Here is a 19,659-nt window from a genome sequence, read left to right as displayed (position 1 = left end):
GCTTCACTTTGCGAGCCGCTCTGGTTTACCACCGGCAACGGTTGCAATCATGCGGCCTGCTCAAGCCTCGCATCGATCTCCTGGCGCAGCGCGGCGAAGTCGATTGGCTTGGTCAACAGGTCGGCGGCGCCCTTCTCCAGCGCCTTGCGCTTGGTCTCGGCATCACCGTAGGCCGTGATCATGATAACAGGCACATCGGGGCGGGCCGAGCGCACGATGGGCAGCATCTCCAGTCCGCTCATTCCGGGCATGTTGATGTCGGACAGGATCAGAATCAGGGTGGCATCCGCAATCTCGGCCGCGCGCTGCAATGCCAGGGGCGCCGAGGATACAAACTCCATCAGAAAACGACCGGCGCGCAGATCGCGCCGAAACTGCTGCCGGAACAGCGCCTCGACATCGGGCTCGTCGTCGACCACCATGATATAGACGCTCAACTTCTGCCTCCGCTCTGCAATGGTGCCGCCCGCGTACGTGGCAGCGTAATGATGAACTCGGTATACTCGCCCGGCTCGGTATCGACCTCGATGCTGCCGCCGTGCTGCTTCACGATGATGTCGTGGCAGATCGAAAGCCCAAGGCCAGTTCCTTCGCCGGCCGGCTTGGTCGTGAAGAATGGATTGAATATCTTCTCTCTGACATCGGCCGGGATGCCGGTGCCATTGTCGCGAATGCGAATTTCGACGGCGCCGCCGAGGTCTGTGGTCGTCGCACGCAGCCTTGGCTCGAAGCCGTCACCGACGACCTCCTTTTGCTTGCTGGCCGCGTAGAAACCGTTTGAAACCAGATTGAGGAACACCCGCGTGATTTCCTGCGGATACAGCTCGAGCGCTCCCGCAGACGGATCGAGTTTTCTTTCAAGCGTGATATTGAAGCCGGCTCTTTCCGCGCGGGCTCCGTGATAGGCCAGGTTGAGACTTTCCTCGAGGATGGCGTTGATGTCCGCCGCGCGGCGTTCGCCAGACCCTTCGCGGGAGTGCAGAAGCATATTCTTGACAATGGAATCGGCGCGCGTTCCGTGCTGCACGATCTTTTCCAGGTTACCTTGCAGCATGTGGATCAGCGCATCGATGTCCTGCCTTTCCGCCTCGCCCAGGCTGGCTGAGCGCAGCGCTTCGCCGAGCTCGTCGGTGAGTTCGGAGGACAGCGCAGCAAAATTGTTGACGAAATTGAGCGGGTTCTTGATCTCGTGCGCAATGCCGGCGGTGAGTTGCCCGAGCGAGGCAAGTTTCTCGGTCTGGATCAGACGATCCTGCGCATTTCGCAATTCCTCGAGCGATTGCGACAATTCCATGGTGCGCTCGCGCAGTTCATTCAGCAGGCGTGCATTCTCGATCGCGATCACGCCCTGATGTGCGAAGTTGGACACGAGCTCGATCTGCTTGTCTGTGAACGGTTTCACTTCCTGGCGGAAGATCGTGATGGTGCCAATCAGCTCATCTTCCTTGAGCATGGGCACGATGACGAGGGTCCTTGCGCCGGCGAGGGCAGCGAGCGCGCGAACATTGGGGTTGCCTTCAATATAGGGCGGCTGCGTCCTGATGTCGTCGATATGAACCGTCTGATGAGTCTTCTCGACGGTGCCGAGCCCGCTCGCGGGATGTGGGCGAATGCTCTGGTACAGCCGGGTATCGACATAAGCTTGCGGCGCGTTGTGCAATGCGACCGTGCGAAAACCGCCCTCCTCGTAGAGATTCATGGTGCCAAAGCCGGCGCCGCAAATTCGCGTCGCATTCTCCAGCATCTTGTGAAAGACAGGGGTGAGTGCGCCCGATGAAGCGCTTATGATTTCCAGCACCTCCGACGTTGCCGTCTGCCGCTCCAGCGATTCATTCAATTGCTCGAACAGACGCACATTGCCGATGGCGATAACAGCCTGATCGGCAAAGGTCTGCAGCAAGGTGATCTGCTTGTCGTCGAATGGGCGCACCTCCATACGACGCAGCACGATCGCCCCCATGCTCTCGCCTTCGCGCAAGAGCGGCACACTCAAAACAGTCCGAACGTTCGAGCGAGCCGCATATTCGCGTCCTATTGGGTATTCCTCTCCATCGGGCCCAAGCAAGTCGTGCACTTGAACGGTGCGACGATCGACAATTGCCCGGCCGGTGGGCGATTTGACACTGATCGCCCGCCGGCTCCACACCACGGGAACTTGGCCATGATGCGCCTCGATGACGATATCGTCGCCATCCCTCAGAACGACCAGCGCATCATATGCCTCGCAAAGCCCGCATGCGCTTTCCACGATCGCCTTGAGCACCGGTCCGACTTCAGTCGGAGAGGAAGCGATGACCCGCAAGATATTGGCGCTGCCGGTCTGGTACGTCAGCGCCTCGGATAGATCTCGCGTCCTGGTTTGCAATTGTTCGAAGAGCCGGACATTCTCGATGGCGATCACCGCCTGGTCGGCAAAGGTCTGCACGATCTCGATCTGTCGCTGGGTAAATGGGCCCGGCTCCGGTCGCGCCAAACTGAGAACCCCGATCGAGGTGCCCTCGCGTATTAGCGGTATGTTGAGGGTCGCGCGATAGCCGCCGATTCTCGCGAGGTCGTGCCGCGAGAAGTCGGGGTCTTTCATGAGATCGGCGACATGGTCGACGCGGCCAGTGAGCGCTGCCCGGCCGCTCGGCGTGTCGCGGCTCGGCGCAAGCGGCTGGCTCTTGCGGAGCGCGACCCATTCCGGTGGGTTGTTATGGGAGGCTTCCAGGTGCAGCAACCCATCGCGAATGAGATAGATCGCGGCTCTGGGGTCGCCGCAGAGCCGTGCGGCCGAGCTGACAAGCGTCTCGAGAACATTGGGCAAATCGAACGCCGAACGGCTGATCACCTTCAGCACGTCGGCCGTTGCGGTCTGCTGGCGCAGCGACTCGCTGAGATCCTCAGTACGTTCGCGCAACTCCTTGAGCAACCGCGCATTCTCGATGGCGATCACCGCCTGGTCGGCAAATGTGGCGACGAGCTCGATCTGCTTTTCGGTGAAGGGCTGCACGCGCTTGCGGGCAATCACGATTGCGCCGATCGGCTCATTCTCGCGCAGAAGGGGAACACCGAGCGCCGTGCGTTGACCAGCGATCGTGATCGACGCCTGCAGGCCGTATTCGGGATCGGCAGCGACGTCGAGGATTTGCACCGGACGGCGTTCGAGGACGGCCCGACCCGTGACCGTGGCCCGTCCGGGGGCGATCGGATGAGCCTGCAGAAAGGCAATGTAGTCCTCGGAAAACCCGACCGCCGCTCCGGCCTGATATTCATCGCCCTCGCGGCGCATGATGAATGCCATCTCCGCTTCGCACAGCCGTGCCGCCGACTCGACCAGCGTGTCGAGCACGGTTTGCAGATCGAAGGTCGAGCGGCTGATCACTTTCAGCACATCGGCCGTCGCAGTTTGCTGCTGGAGCGACTCGGCGAGGTCGCGCGTCTTCGCCTGGACCTCATCGAACAGCCGCACATTTTCGATCGCGATCACGGCCTGATCAGCGAAAGTGGAGACAAGGTCGATCTGCTTGTCCGTGAACGAGTTCGCGGTCTTGCGGCCCAGGAATAGCACGCCGATCACCTCTCCGGACCGAAGCAGGGGTACGCCCAGAAGGGTGCGGTAACCGCCGGCCCTCTGTTGCTCGGGATAGGCATAGTCGGGATCGACCAGGACATCCGGGATCTGAACGGCCTTGCCGCACAGGAGGACGCGCCCGACCAGGCTACCGCGTCCGGGATTGAGCCGAATGCCCGCCGAGACCTTGGCCCATTCGGGCGAGAAATTGTACCGAGTTGCATGAGAGTAGGCACCATCGGCGTCCTGCCGGACGATTGCCGCCATGTCGGCGCCACACAGCGACGCCGCCGATTCCGTCAGCGTGTCGAGAACCGTTTGCAGATCGAACGCGGAGCGGCTGATGACTTTCAACACATCCGCGGTCGCGGTCTGCTGCTGCAGCGATTCCCGCAAATCGTCGGTACGCGCCTGCACCTCGTCGAACAGCCGCGCGTTCTCTATGGCGATGACAGCTTGGTCGGCGAAGGTCTGCAGAAGCTGCACGTGATGCGGAGCGAAGGCCCCCGGCTCCGCTCGCGTGACGCTGATCATGCCGATCACCGTGCCGCCAGTCGCGAGCGGAACGAACAACATGCTGCGAAAGCCGCGGGCACGCGCGATGAACTTGATGTCATTCGTCAGCGCTTCCGTATCGGGGGTCGGCACCACCTTGCCGGCCTCTGTCCTCGCAAAACTCTCGAAATCGGCGATCGGACGCGGAAACATCTTCTTCAAGGCTTCATCGGCGGCAGAATTCGTCGGCGTGAACGCCGCCAAGTGGGCATTGCCGTCGATGAAGCGGAATACGGTCGTCGAAAAGCCGCCGAGCAAGGCATTTGCGCGCCTCGCGATAGCATCGAATACCGGCTTTACCTCCGATGGCGAACTGGCAATGATCTTGAGAATGTCCGCAGTGGCGGTCTCGCGATCTTGTGCGGCGCGCAACTCGGCCAGGAGCCGCGCGTTCTCCTGCTGCAATTCCGCCACAACGTCCTGAGGAAGCGCGGCCATGATGAAAATCCACGTCGCCAGCCGGTTCGCGGCCGACGTCAAAATTCAATCAAGAAAGCGTCGGGATTATTCCACCATCAGGTGCTTCCGACCAGACCTATCGTGAGTTGATTTTCAATCGACTGCGCGTCGATTCGCCTCCACGATCTGCGGCAAGGACAAAGGGGGGCGGCTGGAAATGGTGAGCGACGAGCCGTATCTGAAATGATCCGCGGGGGCGGTAGATTGCGTCCTGAAACAGCCTGGGAGAACCGCATGGCGACCATATTCATCACGGGCAGCACGGATGGCCTCGGCCGGGCGGCGGCGCAATCGCTGCTCGATCAGGGGCACCGCGTCGTGCTGCACGCGCGTTCGGCCGATCGTGGGGCAGCCCTCGGCGGGCTCGCGTCGCGTGCGAAGGGATTGGTGGTCGGCGATCTCAGGAGCGCGGCGGAGACGCGGAGCATCGCCGACCAGGTCAACGCGATCGGGCGCATGGATGCGGTCATCCACAATGCAGGCGTCTACATGCGGCCGAGCCGCGGGTCGACGCCGGAAGGCCATGCGGAGACGCTCGCCATCAACACGCTAGCGCCGTTCATGCTGACGGCCCTGATCGCGCGGCCGGCCCGATTGGTCTATCTCAGCAGCGGATTGCACCGCGGTGGAGAGGGCTCGCTCGACGATCTCGATTGGACCAAGCGGACGTGGGACGCGGGCACGGCCTATGCCGAGAGCAAGCTGCACGTCGTCGCGCTCGCCTTCGCACTGGCGCGACGCTGGCCCAACGTCCTCTGCAACGCCGTCGATCCCGGTTGGGTGCGCACGAAGATGGGCGGCGCAGGCGCCCCGGTCGATATCGACACCGGGCAACGCACCCAGACCTGGCTGGCAGTCAGCGAGGATCCCGCGGCCCTCGTGAGCGGGCGCTACTGGCATCACCTCGAGCAGCAAGCGCCGGCCCGTGAGGCGACGGATTCGAGATTTCAGGACCGGCTCATCGGCAAACTGAGTGAGCTGACGGGCGTCGAGCTGCCGGAGGTGTGACGCTCGATGTATCCTCGTCATTGCGAGCCAACGGGTCCGCGCGAAGCGCGGCCCGATGACAGGCTCCACGAAGCAGTCCAGAATCCTTCTGCGGAAAGACTCTGGATTGCTTCGTCGCAAGGGCTCCTCGCAATGACGGTGGAGAGAGCGGCGCCTCACATCGCGCGCTGTGGGCGCCAGGCCGTGTAGAGGCCGATCAGTGTCCCCATGGCGACCAGCGCGGCCGCCAGCAGCACCTGCAATTCGCCATCGTCGGTGGGGCCGATGGACGACACCAGCCGGGATACGATGACGAACAGAATGCCCACTGCGGCCGCGGCCCCCACGCAGAGATAAGCGAGCTCGCGCGTCAGGCTGCGGCCGAGCAGTCCGAGCGCGGTGAAATACATCGAGCAGGCGTTGGGATGAACGAACAAGGCAATGCGCGCATAGCGGCCATAGGCGTCGAACAGCGACTCGCATCGGCGCAGGGCCGCCTTCGAGGCCACCCGCTGCAGAAACGGCCTGAAGAAACGCGCCTGTCCATAGCTGAGAACGGCGCCCAGGATGATGGCGAGCCACGCCGCGAGGAAGACGGAGCCATCCACGGCCTTCGGACTGAGCGCCACGGACATCAGAATGAGGGCGGTGCCGGGAAAATAGCCGAAATACGGGAAGACCGCTTCCACCAGCACGCAGGCGAACATGAAGGCTGGAAACCATGCCGACCCGGCCGCACCATGGACGATGGCGTTCAGGTCGAACAGGCTCGTCCTGTAGAGAACGAGGTACATGCACATGGCGAGGCCCGCCAGCGCATAGAACGGCAAGGCTCCAGACAAAAACCGTCTCATCCAATCATCAACTTCGTTTGGCGGAGACGACGGCCTCGCGCTGTTCCGGATCATGCTTTAGGCGAATGGGATTGCTGCTGTCGATGGCGCTCTTTGCCACGCGAACTTCCCCGGGGTGCCCGCCTCTAGGCAATCGACAGAATCTCGATCTCCTGCGCGCCAGAGCCGACGACGTCGCCGACCGCCTTGCCCATCAGCGACCGCGCGACCGGCGCGACGAACGAGATCGAGCCGGCCTTGGGATCGGCTTCGTCCTCGCCGACGATGCGGTAGGTCTGGACGCGGCCGTCGGCGCGGCTGAAGCTCACGGTGCTGCCGAAGGCGACGATTTCGGTCGCGACAGGATCGGGCATCACCTGCGCCGTGCGCAAGCGTTCGGTGAGATAGCGGAGATCGCGCAGGGGCACGGCGGACTGCCGGCGCTTCTCGTTGACGTCCTCGATGGCTTGCGCGGCTTCATAGGCCGCCCGCGCTTCGGCGAGCTGCGCCTGCAATGCGTTGAGGCCTGCTTCCGTCACGAGGTTCGGATGCGGCGAGATCGGGCGGTCCGGCAACAGCGTCTCGGACGCGGTTTCGGCGCTCTCTTCCTTGGTGAAGGCGACGCTCAATTGAAGATCCTGTCGAACTGTTTCGCATGCGACGCCATGGCGCCGACGACCGAGATTATATCTCAAGTTCGACGAAACGGCGGAGCTTGAAGACGAGGTCCGGCACGGCCTGGCGGAACCGGGTTGCGTTCCGGAAACTGGTGGAGAACGGCGCGAAAGTGAGCATCGCGTTCCAGTGCCGGTAACCATAGACCGTGACCGAGACGCCGGAACTCGGGAAGTTGTCCAGCTTGCGCAGCTCGCCGAGCACGAGATCGGCGATCGCCTCCGCCGGCAGCAGCCGCTTGCCGTCACGCGTGGTTGCGATTTGCGCGGGCGGCTCGGCCGGCTCGGCGGCCGCCGCTGCGGCATCGGGCGCGCTCTCGGCTTTGGCCGCATCGGATCCGGACTCGGACTTGGACTCGGACTTGGACTCGGACTTGGACTCGGACCTGGACGTCGCGGCCGGCTCCACGGGATCCGCCGGAACGATCGGCGGGACCTCGGCGAGCGGAGGCGGTGCAACAGGGTCTGCGCGCTTGTTGCCTCCCAGGATGCTGCTGATCATGGCCACAAGGCCGGCATCCTTCACCTCGTCGCTCATCATTCCCCCCGGGCTTCGGCCTACTCTAGCACCGCTCGCGCAGACCGCCACCGGCGATGTGGCAGGGCTATCGCACATGGGAGCTCTTCCCTTGCGGCCATCCTTCGAGACGCCCGCTTTGGCGGGCTCCTCAGGATGAGGTCGGAGTGCGCGGCAGCAGCTTCAACGAGCGCTGGTGCCGCAGAGCCTCATCCTGAGGAGGCGCGTAAGCGCCGTCTCGAAGGACGAGGCGTGCGCGCCGGCCGCGCCACAAGTCATAGGCGATAGCGTGCGATCCGTTACTGCTTAGCGAACGGAATGTATTGGTGGTATCGCTTGGGCACCGAGCTGCGGTAGCGCGCCGGCACGGTGCCGGTGTCGACCGAATGATCGATCTCCTGCTGGCGGGTCATCTTCTTCTTCGCCGGCTTCTTCGACGCGCTCTTCTTGCCGTCAGTAGGCTGGCTGGACGTGTCGGTGGTCGCGCTTGGCGCTGTGGTCGTCGCAGCCGGCGCAGTGCTTGTCGCGGCAGGCGCAGCGGTTCCGCCCGTGGCCGGCGCGCCCTGCGCCAGCGCGAGCGGCGATTGCATCATGAGCATCAGCGCTGCCGTCGCAGCCAGCAAATATGATTTCTGCATCAGAACCTCCAAAGTGCCTGATCCGAATGAGCCAGCGTAGGCCTCCGGCATCGACGCGTGCAAGTCCGCCCAAGATAGGCCTGATCGCACGCCGAAACTGTGGTGGGGGTCACACTCCCGGCATGGTCTGCCTCACGACCTCGCAGCGCGCGCAGGTGCGCAATGGCGCGCTCGGCTATGCGCGAGCTGCGCGGCCGGCCTCCTCCAGTCGCGAGGCGAACCAGCGTGACAGCGGCTCGTCGACGGCACCGCTGACATAGACCTCCGACATCGTCACATGTTGCCTGTCCAGCACCAGGAGCAGGCCGATCCAATAGGGAAACCAGACATGGACGTCGGTCAGCGCCCGCAGCTTGTGCTGGTCGTGATCGAGCGGTGTGTGGTTGCTCGCCTTGCGGATCTCCACGGCGAGCAGATTGTTCGGGATCTCGCGCTGATGCACGACGACATCGGGGTAGATCGACTTACCGAGATGGTCGTCGGTCGAGATGATGGTGCCGTGCGGCAGATGCAGCGTGCGCTCGCCGAGCCGGTCGTAATTGCAGTCGACCGACCAGCCCGAAAACTGCTTCTCCAGATGCACGGCGAAACGGTGCGTGACCGCCCGCTCGCCGACGTCCTTCTCGAACAGGAAGCCCTCGTGGGCGTAGAAGTCCCTGACAGAAGCGATCACCTTGTTCAGCTCGGTCTGCATCGTGCCTCCGGGCTCACGGCGCTCTGTCTGCTGCCGCCCTACATCTGAACTTCGATCAGGCGCGGGCCGGGCTCGGCGACGGCCTCTGCCAGCGCCTTGTTGAACTCGTCGGCGTTGGTGACGGCGCGGCCGGGAACGCCCATGCCTTTGGCCAGCGCCACGAAGTCCAAGGTCGGGCGGTCGAGGCGGAGCATGTCGTTGGCGCGCTGGCCGGGCTCGCCGGCGCCGACATTGTCGAACTCACCGCGCAGGATCTGGTAGATGCGGTTGGCGAACACGATGGTGACGATGTCGAGGTTCTCGCGTGCCTGGGTCCACAGCGACTGGATCGTGTACATCGCGCTGCCGTCGCCCACCATGGTGATCACCTTGCGGTCCGGGCAGGCGATCGCGGCACCGATCGACAGCGGCGTCGAGAAGCCGATCGAGCCGCCCATGTTCTGCAGCCAGTCGTGCGGGGCGGCCGCCGCCGTCGGCGGGAAGAAGCCGCGGCCGGTGGTGAGGGATTCGTCGACCATGATCGCGTTCTCGGGGATCGCACAGGCAATGGCCTGCGCGATGGAGGCGAAGGTGAGCGCGCCCGTCGGCTTGACCAGCTCCTGCAGCGCCTGCGGCTTGACGTCCCTGGTGCTGGCCTTCACGGCGCCAGCGAGCGCCTCGAGCGCGGCGACCGAATTCTCGCCCCAGGAGGTCATGCGATGCACCTCGCAGCCCTGCGGCTTGAGCATGCTCGGCTTGTTCGGATAGGCGAAGAACGCCACGGGGTCGTCGGACTCGACCAGCACGATGTGACGGAATTTCGCCAGCATCGGCAGGGCCTGATCGATGACGTAGTGGATGCGGTCGATCGAGAAACGGCCACGGCCGCGCGCCATCTTCGGACGGAAGGTCGGGCCCATCACCGTGCAGCCGGTCTTGCCGGCGATGCGCTCGGCCAGGGCCAGACCCTGCGCGCTCAGCGCGCTGCCGGTCATCAGGAGCAGCGTGCCTTCGCCGTCGCCATGCAGGATCTTTGCGGCCTGCTCGACCGCCTGCGGCGAATAGCTGGCGCGCTGCTGCTCGGCCGGAACCTCGGCGATGCCGTCGGCCTCGTTCCAGGCGGTATCGGCGGGCAGGATCAGGGTCGCGATCTGCGGCGGCGCGCTTTTGGCGGCGGCAATTGCCGCGGCGCCGTCGGCGGCGACCGATTTGGCATCCGGCGAGGTGCGGACCCAGGACGACATCGGCCGGGCCAGGCCTTCGATGTCCGAGGTCAGCGGGGCATTGTAGCCGATGTGGTAGACGGCGTGCTGGCCGACGATGTTGACGATGCCGGAATTGGCCTTCTTGGCATTGTGCAGATTGGCAAGGCCGTTGGCGAGGCCGGGGCCGAGATGCAGCAGGGTCGAGGCCGGCGTGCCCTTCATGCGGAAATAGCCGTCGGCCGCGCCCGTCACCACGCCTTCGAACAGGCCGAGCACGCAGCGCATGCCGGGGACACGGTCGAGCGCCGCGACGAAATGCATCTCGGAGGTGCCGGGGTTGGTGAAGCAGACGTCCACCCCGCCCTTGACCATCGTCCGCACCAGGCTTTCCGCACCGTTCATTCTGTCTGCTCCCGCAACCGGCATTTCCAGCAATCCGTTCGATCAATCATTGTTCGCGCCGCCCGTCAAAGCAATAGCGGGCATTGCGGCCCTGCCCCGCGTGGTGAGACGCGGATTTGGCTAACGCTTTCCAGCAAATTGGCGCAGTTGCGATTTGGTAACGTCAGTCGTTAACGATGCGACCCTCACGGGCCCGTGGCTTGCGAAACGCGCGCAAATATGGCCTCTGGGTCCGGTTGAATCGATTTTTTCTGGGGGAGATGATGATCCGGTTTTTTGCCGCTCCGATGGCCGCAATGGCGCTGCTGCTGGCTGGCGCAACCGACGCGTCCGCGACGGGGATGATAGACTTCACGGGCACCAGTTCCACCAGCTATATCGGCCGCGGCGGCGCGAGCCCGATCCCCCGCACCACCGTCATGTATAACGGCACCTACGCCCCGGGCACCGTCGTGGTGAACACCGCCGAGCGGCGGCTCTATTTGGTGCTCGGGAACGGGCAGGCGCTGCGCTACGGCATCGGCGTCGGCCGCGACGGCTTCCGCTGGGCCGGGGTGCACAGGATCACCGCCAAGAAGGAATGGCCGGACTGGACGCCGCCCTCGCAGATGCTGGCGCGCCGGCCGGACCTGCCGCGCCACATGAAGGGCGGCATCGACAACCCGCTCGGCGCCCGCGCCATGTATCTGGGCTCGACGCTGTATCGCATCCACGGCTCCAACGAGCCGGAGACGATCGGTCAGGCCGTCTCCTCGGGCTGCTTCCGCATGACCAACGACGACGTCACCGACCTCTATAGCCGCGTCTCGATCGGCACCCCGGTGGTGGTGCTGAACAACTGACCAGGAACCCGCGCGGCGCGTGAATTTGCGCTCTTGTGCACGCGGGGCGAATGCGGCAGCGTCACAGCACGATGAGCGCATTCGTCCCGCCCTCGCCCGGCTTTCGCTTCGCCCTGCTGGCCCTCGCGACGCTCGCCTGCGCGCCTGACATCGCACCCATGGCTGCCGCCGGCGAGCTGCCCGCGGTGTCCTCGCGCCAGCGCGCCGAGAAGAAGAGCTTCACCGACGGCGAGATCATCGAGGGCTTCCTGAAGACGGCATTCGGCGCCGAATACCATCTTGCCGGCCGCGTCGACCGCATCCGCAAGTTCGACGGGCCGGTGCGCGTCTACGCCGAGAGCGACCGCGAGGATCGCAAGACGCAGCTCGCCAAGGTCGTGGCCGACATCGGCAAGCGCGTGCAGCATCTCGACATCGCCATGATCGACACCAACGAAGCGGCGAATGTGCGCGTGAAGCTGGTGCGCGACCGCGATCTGTTCCGCACCATCTCGAGCTTCTACGGCGCCGAGAAGGCGCGCGAGATCCGCTCCTCGCTCGATCCGCAATGCCTGTCCGGCTTCCGCAAGAACGACAATTTCGAGATCGAGCATTCCGACGTCATCCTCACCGTCGACAACGGCGATTTCACCTTCCTCGATTGCGCCTATGAGGAGCTGCTGCAATCGCTCGGGCCGATCAACGACACCACGAGCGTGCCCTGGACCATGTTCAACGACAACGTCTCGATGGGCTATTTCGACGTCTACGACCAGTACATCCTCAACCTGCTGTACGATCCCCGCATCAAGGCGGGCATGACCGTGGCGGAGGTCAAGGCCGTGCTTCCCGCCGTCCTCAAGGACGTGCGCGCTTGGGTGAAGCGGGCGAATAATCTGAAGGAGTGAGGCGGTCCAAGGGAGCGATCTACTCGTCCCCGTCCTTCTTCCGCAGCAGATCCGTCGCCAGATCCGACAGCTTCGGCGGCGGCAGGGCCGCGAACGGCAGCGGCCGCGTCACATCGATCGCGGCCAATCCCAGCCGCGCCGTCAGCAGCCCGTTCAGCACGCCTTCACCCAAGCGCTGCGACAGCTTCGCCGCGATGCCGTGGCCGAGCATCTGCTGCACCAGGCTGTCGCTCGCGGCCATGCCGCCGGTGATGGCGAGATGGGCGATGACGTGGCGAAGCAGGCGGATCATGCCGAGCGCGCCGGGACGGCCGCCATAGAGATAAGCGAGCTGGCGGATCAGGCGCAGCGCCGCCACGAACACGAACAGCACGTCGATGGCGGCGCGCGGGCTCACCGCCGTCACGATGGAGACTTTTTGCGCGGCCGAGGACACCAGCCGCCGCGCCTCGGCGTCCAGCGGCGACATCAGCTCGCGCTCGGCGAGGCGGATCATGTCGGCGCCGTCGATGATCTCGCCGGCGTGGCTCTCCAGCGTCGCGCGGGCGCGCGCCAGCTGCGGATTCTGGTGCGCGATCTTGAGCAGGTCCTGGACGATGACGCGGCTCTCCTTGCGATCGTCGCTGGCCAGCACGGAAGCTGCGCGCTGGTGCAGCTTCTCGATGGTCGCAAGGCGCGCGAGACCGAACGCCTCGCGTCCGATCACCACGGCAAGCGCCAGCGCGGTGACGGCGGCGAAGGCAAGCCCGACGAAGCCGAGTGTCTCGTTGCGCGCGAACAGATCCTCGATCAGGTGGACCACGCCGAGCCCGGTGCCGAGCAGCGTCAATCCGGCGAGCCCCGACCAGAACAGCGTGCCCCAGGGAAAGCCGCGCCGCGCCGGGACTGCGGCTTGCACCGGCACCGGCAGCATCGCCGGATCGGGCTCCGGCGTGATCTGGATGGTGACGCGACCGAGACGGCCGGTCTCATCGGCCTCGGCGACGACGACGCCGGGATCGTCGAGCCGGAACGTCGCCGGCCGCCGTGGCTTGGATCGCTCGGTCATGACAGCTTGTCTCCGATCAGGAACTGCAAGGCACGGTCGAGGCGGATGTGTGGCAGCGTCGGCTCTTCGGCACCCTCGCGTTCGAGCTTCGGCGGGCGGAAGCGCAGGAAGCGGAAATCGCTGTTCCCGGCCGCCGCCGTCGCGAGCCCGCGGAACGCATCCGTGCCGTTGAACAGCGGTTCGGGATCGAGCGGAAGATCGCCCGGAAAGGTCGCAACCTCGGTGTTGCCGTCGAAGAACTCGCCCCCGGCGCTTTCGCCCGCGGCGGGTGTTCCGAGGATCGACGGCAGCTTGTCGCGGCCGTGCGCCACCTGCGCTTCGCGCGTGGCGCGCACCGCGGCCAGCGCCACGACGTCGATCGCCGCGCCGGTGTTTTCCGCGCGCGCGACCGCGCGCGCGACCGCGCGGCGCAGCACGGCCTCGAGCCGGTCGTGGCTCGAATGATGCAGATGATCCGCCTTGGTCGCGGCGAACAGGATGCGGTCGATGCGCGGCCGGAACAGGCTGGAGAGAATCGTGCTGCGGCCGGTGTTGAAGCAGTCGAGAATGCCTGATAGCGCGGCTTCGAGATCGTGCAGCGCCTCGGGGCCTGAGTTGAAAGCGGAGAGCGCGTCGGCCAGCACGATCTGACGGTCGAGCCGCGCGAAATGATCTCGGAAGAACGGCCGCACGACGACGTCCTTGTAGGCTTCGAAGCGCCGCACCATCATCGCCCACAGCGATCCCTCGCCCGCCTGCCCGACAGCAGGCACGTCCAGCGGCGCAAAGGTCAGCGCCGGCGTATCGGCGAGATTGCCAGGCATCAGGAAGCGGCCGGGCGGCAACAGGCTCATCGCAAAGCGCTCGTCGCGGCAGGCGCGCAAATAATCGGTGAAGAGCTTTGCGGCCGTCAGCGTCGCCTGCTCGTCCTCGCGCGATTCGGGCTTGAGCGTTGCGAGATGACTGTGCCACTCGGCCGCGAGATGCGCGCGCGGCGCCTCGCGCGACAGCGCCAGGCTCTCCGCCGACCATTGCTCGTAGCTCTTGTGAAGCAGCGGCAGGTCCAGCAGCCATTCGCCGGGATAGTCGACGATGTCGAGCGTCAGCGTTCGGTCGGCGCCGTTCGGGCGCTGGTAGTCGATCACGAGCCTGAGCTCGCTGATGTCCACGGTCGAGCTCGGCCAGCGCCGTTCCTCGATCAGCGCGCGCAGATGGGTCTCATAGGCAAAGCGCGGCACGGCATCGTCCGGCTGCGGCGCCAGGTGCGCCCGCGCGATCCGGCCCGAGGCATAGGCCTCGAACACCGGAAACCTGCCGCCGCGCGTCAGTCCATGGATCAGCGCGGTGATGAATACGGTCTTACCGGCGCGCGACAGACCGGTGACACCAAGCCGCACCGTCGGGTTGAAGAAATGCTCGCCATAGTCGATCAGCGCCCGCGCCGACAGCCGCGCTTCCTCGACCATATCCTGGAAACTGAATGCCATATGAACGTGAGGGGATCTCGGGCGAGGGATACGCAAAACGGATTAGTCACAAAAGTGGCAATTGCCTGAAGAAATTCAAGCTTTCATACTTCCACCGCCTTTCTCGGCAAATCAGCCGTTTGAACGACCCGCCGGTCCCGAAACACCCATCGAGAGGGCATTGCCTCGAGCCTTTGCGGATTGCCATGACCGTCTTCCAGTTGAAGCAGCTTGCATCCTCTTCCGTCCACGCCGCAGCCGACGCGATCGGCTGGGACTACGATCGTGCCGAGCTGATCGCCGACGGCATCGTCCACGGGATCGGCGTGCTCGCGGGCATCATTGCCGCGACGGTGCTGGTGGTGCTGACGGCGGTCTATGCCGACGCCACCGACATCGTCGGCGTCTCCGTCTATGTCGCCGGCCTGCTCTCGATGCTGGTGCTGTCGGCGACCTATAATCTCTGGCCGGTCTCGCCGGCTAAATGGCTGCTGCGCCGCTTCGACCATTCCGCGATCTATCTTTTGATCGCCGCGACCTACACGCCGTTCATCCTGGAGCTGAAGGACAGCGTGTTCGCGTTGGTGCTGCTGGCCGGCGTCTGGTGCGTGGCAATCCTCGGCATCGTGCTGAAGCTGCTCTATCCCGGCCGGTTCGACCGCGTCTCGGTCGGCATCTATCTCGCGATGGGCTGGAGCGGCATGATGCTCTACGATGCCGTGGTCAGGGCGTTGCCCACGCTGGTGCTGGGCTTCATCCTTGCCGGCGGCCTGCTCTACAGCTTCGGCGTGATCTTCCACGCCTGGCGACGGCTGCGCTTTCAGAATGCGATCTGGCACGGCTTTGTCTTGGCCGGCGCGGCATGTCATTATACCGCGGTGCTCGACCTCGTGTTGAGCTGAGAAGTTTCCGCGAAGCGGTATAAGACGAGAGGAGACGTCGCATGCAGGTGACCGGCAAGGTCGTGGTCGTCACGGGCGGCGCAAACGGCATCGGCAAGGCGCTGTGCGAGGCCTTTCACAATGCGGGTGCGGCCAAGGTCGTGGTCGCGGACATGGACGCCGCCAATGCGCGAGCGGTCGCGGCCATGGTCGATGGCGCCGCGTTCAAATGCGACGTCGCGCAGGAAAAGGACATCGTCCACGTCATCGAGGAGACCGAGCGGCAGTTCGGCCCGATCGCGCTGTTCTGCTCCAACGCCGGCATCGGTGGCGGCTTCGATCCGATGTCGGAGAATGCCGGCGGCGCTTCGGACGAGCCGTGGCAGCGCAGCTGGGCGATCCACGTCATGGCGCATGTCTATGCGGCACGGCATCTCGTCCCCCGCATGAGGGCGCGCGGCGGCGGCTATTTCCTCAACACCATCTCGGCCGCGGGCCTGTTGTCGCAGGTCGGCAGCCCGGCCTATTCGACGACGAAGCACGCGGCGGTCGGTTTTGCCGAGAATCTCGCGATCTCGCACAAGGCCCACAACATCAAGGTCTCGATCCTCTGCCCGCAGGGTGTCGACACCAACATGCTGCGCTCGATTCCCAAGGGCCCGCAATCCGGCGACGGCGACCTGACGCCCGAGCAAGTGGCGAAAGACGTGCTCGCCGGCCTCGAGCAGGAGACGTTCCTGATCCTGCCGCACCCGCAAGTGCTCGGCTACATGCGCAAGAAGACCGAGAATTACGACCGCTGGATCGGCGGCATGGCCAAGATCCAGGCGCGGATGCGGGAAGAATTCGGGAAGTGACCGTTAGGTGCTCCCACGCTAGACGCTGTCATGCCCCGCGGAGGCGGGGCATCCAGTATGCCGCCCCCGTCGGCTCAACCACAACCGTCTCAGAGTACTGGATCGCCCGCCTTCGCGGGCGATGACACCGAGCGTGTAGGAGCAGCTTCAGCAACCTCGCGCATCACACCACCGCCACCGTCTCCCCCACCCGGCTCGCCCGCAGCGCGCGCGCATAGAGCATCATGCCCTCGCACACCGTGCGCTGCTCGGCCGGCGTCAGCGCCGCTAGCGCGCCGCGCACCTGCTGCCGGCCGAACGCATGGAGGGCCTCCAGCGTGCGCCGGCCCTTCGCCGTCAGCGATAGCAGCTTGCTGCGCGCATCCGCCTCGTCCGGCGTCTCCTTGAGCTCGCCGCAATCGATCAGCTTGCGCACCAGGCGGCTGACGCTGGATTTCTCCAGCCGCAGGAAATCGCCGAGCTCGCCCGAATTCATCGGGCCGCGGATGCCGATCTCCAGGATGGTGTGGACCGCCGAGGGCGGATAGCCCGAGGCCGCCACCGTGGCGTCCATGAAGCCGAGTTCGCGCACCATCAGACGCGAGGCGGCGCGGATGTCGTCAATCAGCGAAAGCTCGGCCATGGCTTGACTCAACCCATATAGTTGTATCATACAACTATATGGGCGCAACGGCGCGCGCAAGTGACTTGGAGTCCAAGTGTCTTGGAGTCCAAGTGTCTTGGAGTCCAAGTGTCTTGGAGTTCAAGTGTCTTGGAGCGGACCATGAGCGGAGCTTTGCCGGCAGGTCAGCGGATGAGCGGCAAGGTCTGCCTGGTCACGGGCGGCGGCAGCGGCATCGGGCGCGCGACGGCGCTGCGGATGGCTGCCGAAGGGGCGGAAGCGGTCGTCGTCGCCGGCCGGCGCGAGGCCGAGATCGAGGCCACCGCCGCCGCGTGCCGCGAGCTCGGCACGGAGGCGATCGCGCTCAAGACCGACATCACTGAGGATGACGAGGTCGCGCGCCTCGTAGCCACAGCCGTCGGGCGCTGCGGCCGGCTCGACGTCGCTTTCAATAATGCCGGCTTCCAGGAGCGCCGCGCGCCGCTGGAGGAGCAGGGCACGGAGATCTACGACAGCGTGTTCGACACCAATGTCCGCGCGCTGTTCCTCTGCCTGCGCCATCAGTTGCCGGCGATGCTGGCGCAGGGGCGCGGCAGCATCGTCGTCAACACCTCCGTCAGCGGGGTGCGCAATCCCAATCCAGGCTTTTCGCTCTACTCGGCCTCAAAGGCCGCCGCAATCTCGCTGACACGCTCGGCGGCGATGGAGAACGCGCCGCGTGGCATTCGCATCAATGCGATCGCGCCCGGCCGCGTCGTCACAGACATGATGCTGCGCGCCGGCGTCGGCGATGTGGCAACGGTCGGTGCGGGATTGCCGCTGCGGCGGATGGGCAGCCCGGAGGAGGTCGCCGAGGCGGTGGTGTGGTTGTCGTCGGATGCGTCGTCGTATGTCGTCGGGCATGTGCTCGCGGCGGACGGAGGTTTTTTGGCGTCGTGATGACGCCGTCAATGCTTCTGCCCGTACAGCACCGGCACTGCGGAATCCACGACGACCTCGACGAGACTAGTGCCCGCATACGCCATGCCGCGCTTCAGCGCTTCGCCCAGCTCCGCAGCCTTCGTCACCCGCACCGCATGGCACCCCATGCCCTCGGCAAGCCGGACGAAATCGATCCCCGGCAACTCCAGCCCCGGCACGTTGCGCACCTGCATCACCTGGCTGAACGAGCGCATCGCGCCGTAACCGGAATTGTTGATCACGACGACGGTAAGCGGCAGCTTGCGCTGCACGGCGGTCCAGAGCGCCTGGATCGAATACATCGCCGAGCCGTCGCCGATCAGGCACACCGTTCGCTGCTTCGGCTTGCCGAGCGCCATGCCGACAGCAGCCGGCAGCGAGTAGCCGAGACCGCCGCTCGACATGGTGTAGAAACTGTCCTGGCCGCGCATCGGCAGGAATTTTTGCATCGCCGGCCGGTGCGAGGGCACTTCCTCGACAAGTGATGCGTCATCCGGCATCGCCTGCGACAGCGAATGCAGCAGGAATTCGACCGGCAGCGGATCGGCAGGCTGCGGCGCCGGCGGCAGCGTGCGGCCCTTCGGCGCGGCGCGCTTGCTCTCCGGCAGCAGGTCGAGCAGCAGGCTCAGCGCCGGCTTCATCGTCGCGATGATGCTGGTGCCTGATGGCGTCACCGCGGCGGCATCCGCATCATCCGTGATCTGGAAGATGGTCGCGCCGCCGTCGAAGATCGCCGCATGGCCCTCGACATGGAAGGTGAACACCGGCGCGCCGATGACGACGACGACATCGTGCTCGCGCAGCGCGTCGGACAGTTGCGCCGGCGAGGCATGCAGAAAGCCCGCGAATTGCGGATGCCTCTCGGGGAACGAGCAGCGTGCAGAGAACGGACTAACCCAGACGCTCGCCCTGGTCTTCTCGGCGACGCGCACCATCAGATCAACCGCGCCGGCGCGATCGATTCCAGGGCCGACGACGAGCGCAGGGTGTTTGCTTGAGGCGAGCGCCGCAACCAGCGCCTTCATCGGCTCCAGCTCAGGGCCGATCTCGCGGCTCACTTTGCGCGCCTCGACCGGCGCGCAGGCATGGGCCCAATCGTCGATCGGGATCGACACGAAGGTCGGCCCGCACGGCGGCTGCATCGCGGTGTAATAGGCCCGCGCGATCGCGGCGGGCACGTCCTCCGGCCTTGCCGGCTCGACGCTGTATTTCACATAAGGCCGCGGAAACTCGGAGGCGCGCTCGGCATAGAGGAAGGCCTGCAAGGGCAGGATCGAGCGCGCCTGCTGGCCTGCGGTGATCACAAGCGGGGTCTGGTTGCGATGGGCTGTGTAGATGTTGCCGAGCGCGTTGCCGACGCCGGCGGCCGAATGCAGGTTGACGAAGCCGGCATTGCGCGTCGCCTGCGCATAGCCATCGGCCATGCCGACGGCGGAAGCTTCCTGCAGCGCCAGCACGTAGTCGATATCGTCGGGCCAGTCGCTGAGGAACGGCAGCTCGGTCGAACCAGGATTGCCGAACACCCTGTCGATGCCGAAGGCGCGCAGCAGGTCGAGCGTCGCCTGCTTCACGGTGACGGGCTTGGTGCCGGTCTTGCCGTTCTTGGCCATGGTTTCCGTCCCTGCGTTTATTGACGCCCTAC

Annotated in this window: 18 protein-coding genes; 6 read left to right on the top strand and 12 right to left on the bottom strand. The window is 65.1% G+C overall.

Annotated features, from left to right (window positions below; all coding sequences use genetic code 11):
• Positions 1 to 47 precede the first annotated feature (47 nt).
• Positions 48 to 437, bottom strand: coding sequence for a response regulator (locus ACVWYQ_RS30670; RefSeq protein ID WP_036009791.1), 390 nt, complete (start codon positions 435 to 437; stop codon positions 48 to 50).
• Positions 434 to 4,546: a GAF domain-containing protein gene (locus ACVWYQ_RS30665; RefSeq protein WP_456726667.1), complete on the bottom strand. Its 4,113-nt coding sequence runs from the start codon at positions 4,544 to 4,546 to the stop codon at positions 434 to 436. The genes ACVWYQ_RS30670 and ACVWYQ_RS30665 overlap by 4 nt, the downstream gene beginning before the upstream one ends.
• A gap of 255 nt (positions 4,547 to 4,801) precedes the next feature.
• Between ACVWYQ_RS30665 and ACVWYQ_RS30660 the strand changes: the two genes are divergently transcribed.
• Positions 4,802 to 5,575, top strand: a complete 774-nt coding sequence (locus ACVWYQ_RS30660) for an SDR family NAD(P)-dependent oxidoreductase (RefSeq protein ID WP_404543745.1) — start codon at positions 4,802 to 4,804, stop codon at positions 5,573 to 5,575.
• Between the two features lie 155 nt (positions 5,576 to 5,730).
• On the opposite strand, the gene ACVWYQ_RS30655 is transcribed toward ACVWYQ_RS30660, so the two are convergent.
• The 6 genes from ACVWYQ_RS30655 to ACVWYQ_RS30630 form a co-directional block, all read right to left on the bottom strand.
• Positions 5,731 to 6,408, bottom strand: a complete 678-nt coding sequence (locus ACVWYQ_RS30655; protein WP_157284956.1) for a hypothetical protein — start codon at positions 6,406 to 6,408, stop codon at positions 5,731 to 5,733.
• A 125-nt stretch (positions 6,409 to 6,533) separates the two neighbouring features.
• Positions 6,534 to 7,016 carry a transcription elongation factor GreA gene (gene greA, locus ACVWYQ_RS30650; protein WP_157284957.1) on the bottom strand — a complete coding sequence of 161 codons (483 nt, stop codon included), beginning with the start codon at positions 7,014 to 7,016 and terminating at the stop codon, positions 6,534 to 6,536.
• A 55-nt stretch (positions 7,017 to 7,071) separates the two neighbouring features.
• Complete coding sequence (locus ACVWYQ_RS30645) at positions 7,072 to 7,599, bottom strand: hypothetical protein (protein ID WP_404543749.1); 528 nt, start codon at positions 7,597 to 7,599, stop codon at positions 7,072 to 7,074.
• A gap of 278 nt (positions 7,600 to 7,877) precedes the next feature.
• On the bottom strand, positions 7,878 to 8,216 hold the full coding sequence (locus ACVWYQ_RS30640) for a hypothetical protein (protein WP_036009769.1): 339 nt from the start codon (positions 8,214 to 8,216) through the stop codon (positions 7,878 to 7,880).
• 175 nt (positions 8,217 to 8,391) lie between these two features.
• Positions 8,392 to 8,910 (bottom strand): hypothetical protein, encoded by a 519-nt coding sequence (locus ACVWYQ_RS30635; protein WP_271541478.1) that lies wholly within the window; start codon positions 8,908 to 8,910, stop codon positions 8,392 to 8,394.
• Between the two features lie 38 nt (positions 8,911 to 8,948).
• The gene (locus tag ACVWYQ_RS30630; protein WP_157284959.1) at positions 8,949 to 10,496 is read right to left on the bottom strand and encodes an acetolactate synthase large subunit; all 1,548 of its coding nucleotides are present in this window, start codon (positions 10,494 to 10,496) and stop codon (positions 8,949 to 8,951) included.
• A gap of 341 nt (positions 10,497 to 10,837) precedes the next feature.
• Here ACVWYQ_RS30630 and ACVWYQ_RS30625 point away from each other — a divergent pair, with 341 nt between their 5' ends.
• Both ACVWYQ_RS30625 and ACVWYQ_RS30620 read left to right on the top strand, forming a co-directional pair.
• Complete coding sequence (locus tag ACVWYQ_RS30625) at positions 10,838 to 11,338, top strand: L,D-transpeptidase (RefSeq protein WP_404546346.1); 501 nt, start codon at positions 10,838 to 10,840, stop codon at positions 11,336 to 11,338.
• Between the two features lie 71 nt (positions 11,339 to 11,409).
• On the top strand, positions 11,410 to 12,225 hold the full coding sequence (locus ACVWYQ_RS30620) for a DUF2927 domain-containing protein (protein ID WP_036036088.1): 816 nt from the start codon (positions 11,410 to 11,412) through the stop codon (positions 12,223 to 12,225).
• Positions 12,226 to 12,244: 19 nt separating this feature from the next.
• On the opposite strand, the gene ACVWYQ_RS30615 is transcribed toward ACVWYQ_RS30620, so the two are convergent.
• The gene (locus ACVWYQ_RS30615) at positions 12,245 to 13,273 is read right to left on the bottom strand and encodes a YcjF family protein (protein ID WP_271541473.1); all 1,029 of its coding nucleotides are present in this window, start codon (positions 13,271 to 13,273) and stop codon (positions 12,245 to 12,247) included.
• Positions 13,270 to 14,739 (bottom strand): YcjX family GTP-binding protein, encoded by a 1,470-nt coding sequence (locus tag ACVWYQ_RS30610; protein ID WP_271541471.1) that lies wholly within the window; start codon positions 14,737 to 14,739, stop codon positions 13,270 to 13,272. Before ACVWYQ_RS30610 ends, ACVWYQ_RS30615 begins: the two co-directional genes overlap by 4 nt.
• 185 nt (positions 14,740 to 14,924) lie before the next feature.
• Here ACVWYQ_RS30610 and trhA point away from each other — a divergent pair, with 185 nt between their 5' ends.
• Positions 14,925 to 15,620: a PAQR family membrane homeostasis protein TrhA gene (gene trhA, locus ACVWYQ_RS30605; RefSeq protein WP_036009743.1), complete on the top strand. Its 696-nt coding sequence runs from the start codon at positions 14,925 to 14,927 to the stop codon at positions 15,618 to 15,620.
• Positions 15,621 to 15,661: 41 nt separating this feature from the next.
• Complete coding sequence (locus ACVWYQ_RS30600) at positions 15,662 to 16,456, top strand: SDR family oxidoreductase (RefSeq protein ID WP_128266575.1); 795 nt, start codon at positions 15,662 to 15,664, stop codon at positions 16,454 to 16,456.
• Between the two features lie 163 nt (positions 16,457 to 16,619).
• On the opposite strand, the gene ACVWYQ_RS30595 is transcribed toward ACVWYQ_RS30600, so the two are convergent.
• Positions 16,620 to 17,078: a MarR family winged helix-turn-helix transcriptional regulator gene (locus tag ACVWYQ_RS30595; RefSeq protein ID WP_404543756.1), complete on the bottom strand. Its 459-nt coding sequence runs from the start codon at positions 17,076 to 17,078 to the stop codon at positions 16,620 to 16,622.
• A 141-nt stretch (positions 17,079 to 17,219) separates the two neighbouring features.
• Between ACVWYQ_RS30595 and ACVWYQ_RS30590 the strand changes: the two genes are divergently transcribed.
• Entirely contained in the window at positions 17,220 to 17,996 is a 777-nt protein-coding gene (locus ACVWYQ_RS30590) for an SDR family NAD(P)-dependent oxidoreductase (protein WP_456726666.1), read from the top strand.
• A gap of 8 nt (positions 17,997 to 18,004) precedes the next feature.
• On the opposite strand, the gene mdlC is transcribed toward ACVWYQ_RS30590, so the two are convergent.
• Positions 18,005 to 19,627, bottom strand: coding sequence for a benzoylformate decarboxylase (gene mdlC / locus ACVWYQ_RS30585; protein ID WP_404543761.1), 1,623 nt, complete (start codon positions 19,625 to 19,627; stop codon positions 18,005 to 18,007).
• Positions 19,628 to 19,659 lie beyond the last annotated feature (32 nt).

Source organism: Bradyrhizobium sp. USDA 3397, assembly GCF_054060965.1.
Note: the sequence above shows the minus strand (reverse complement) of the source record. Positions and strands in the feature narration are given on the sequence as shown.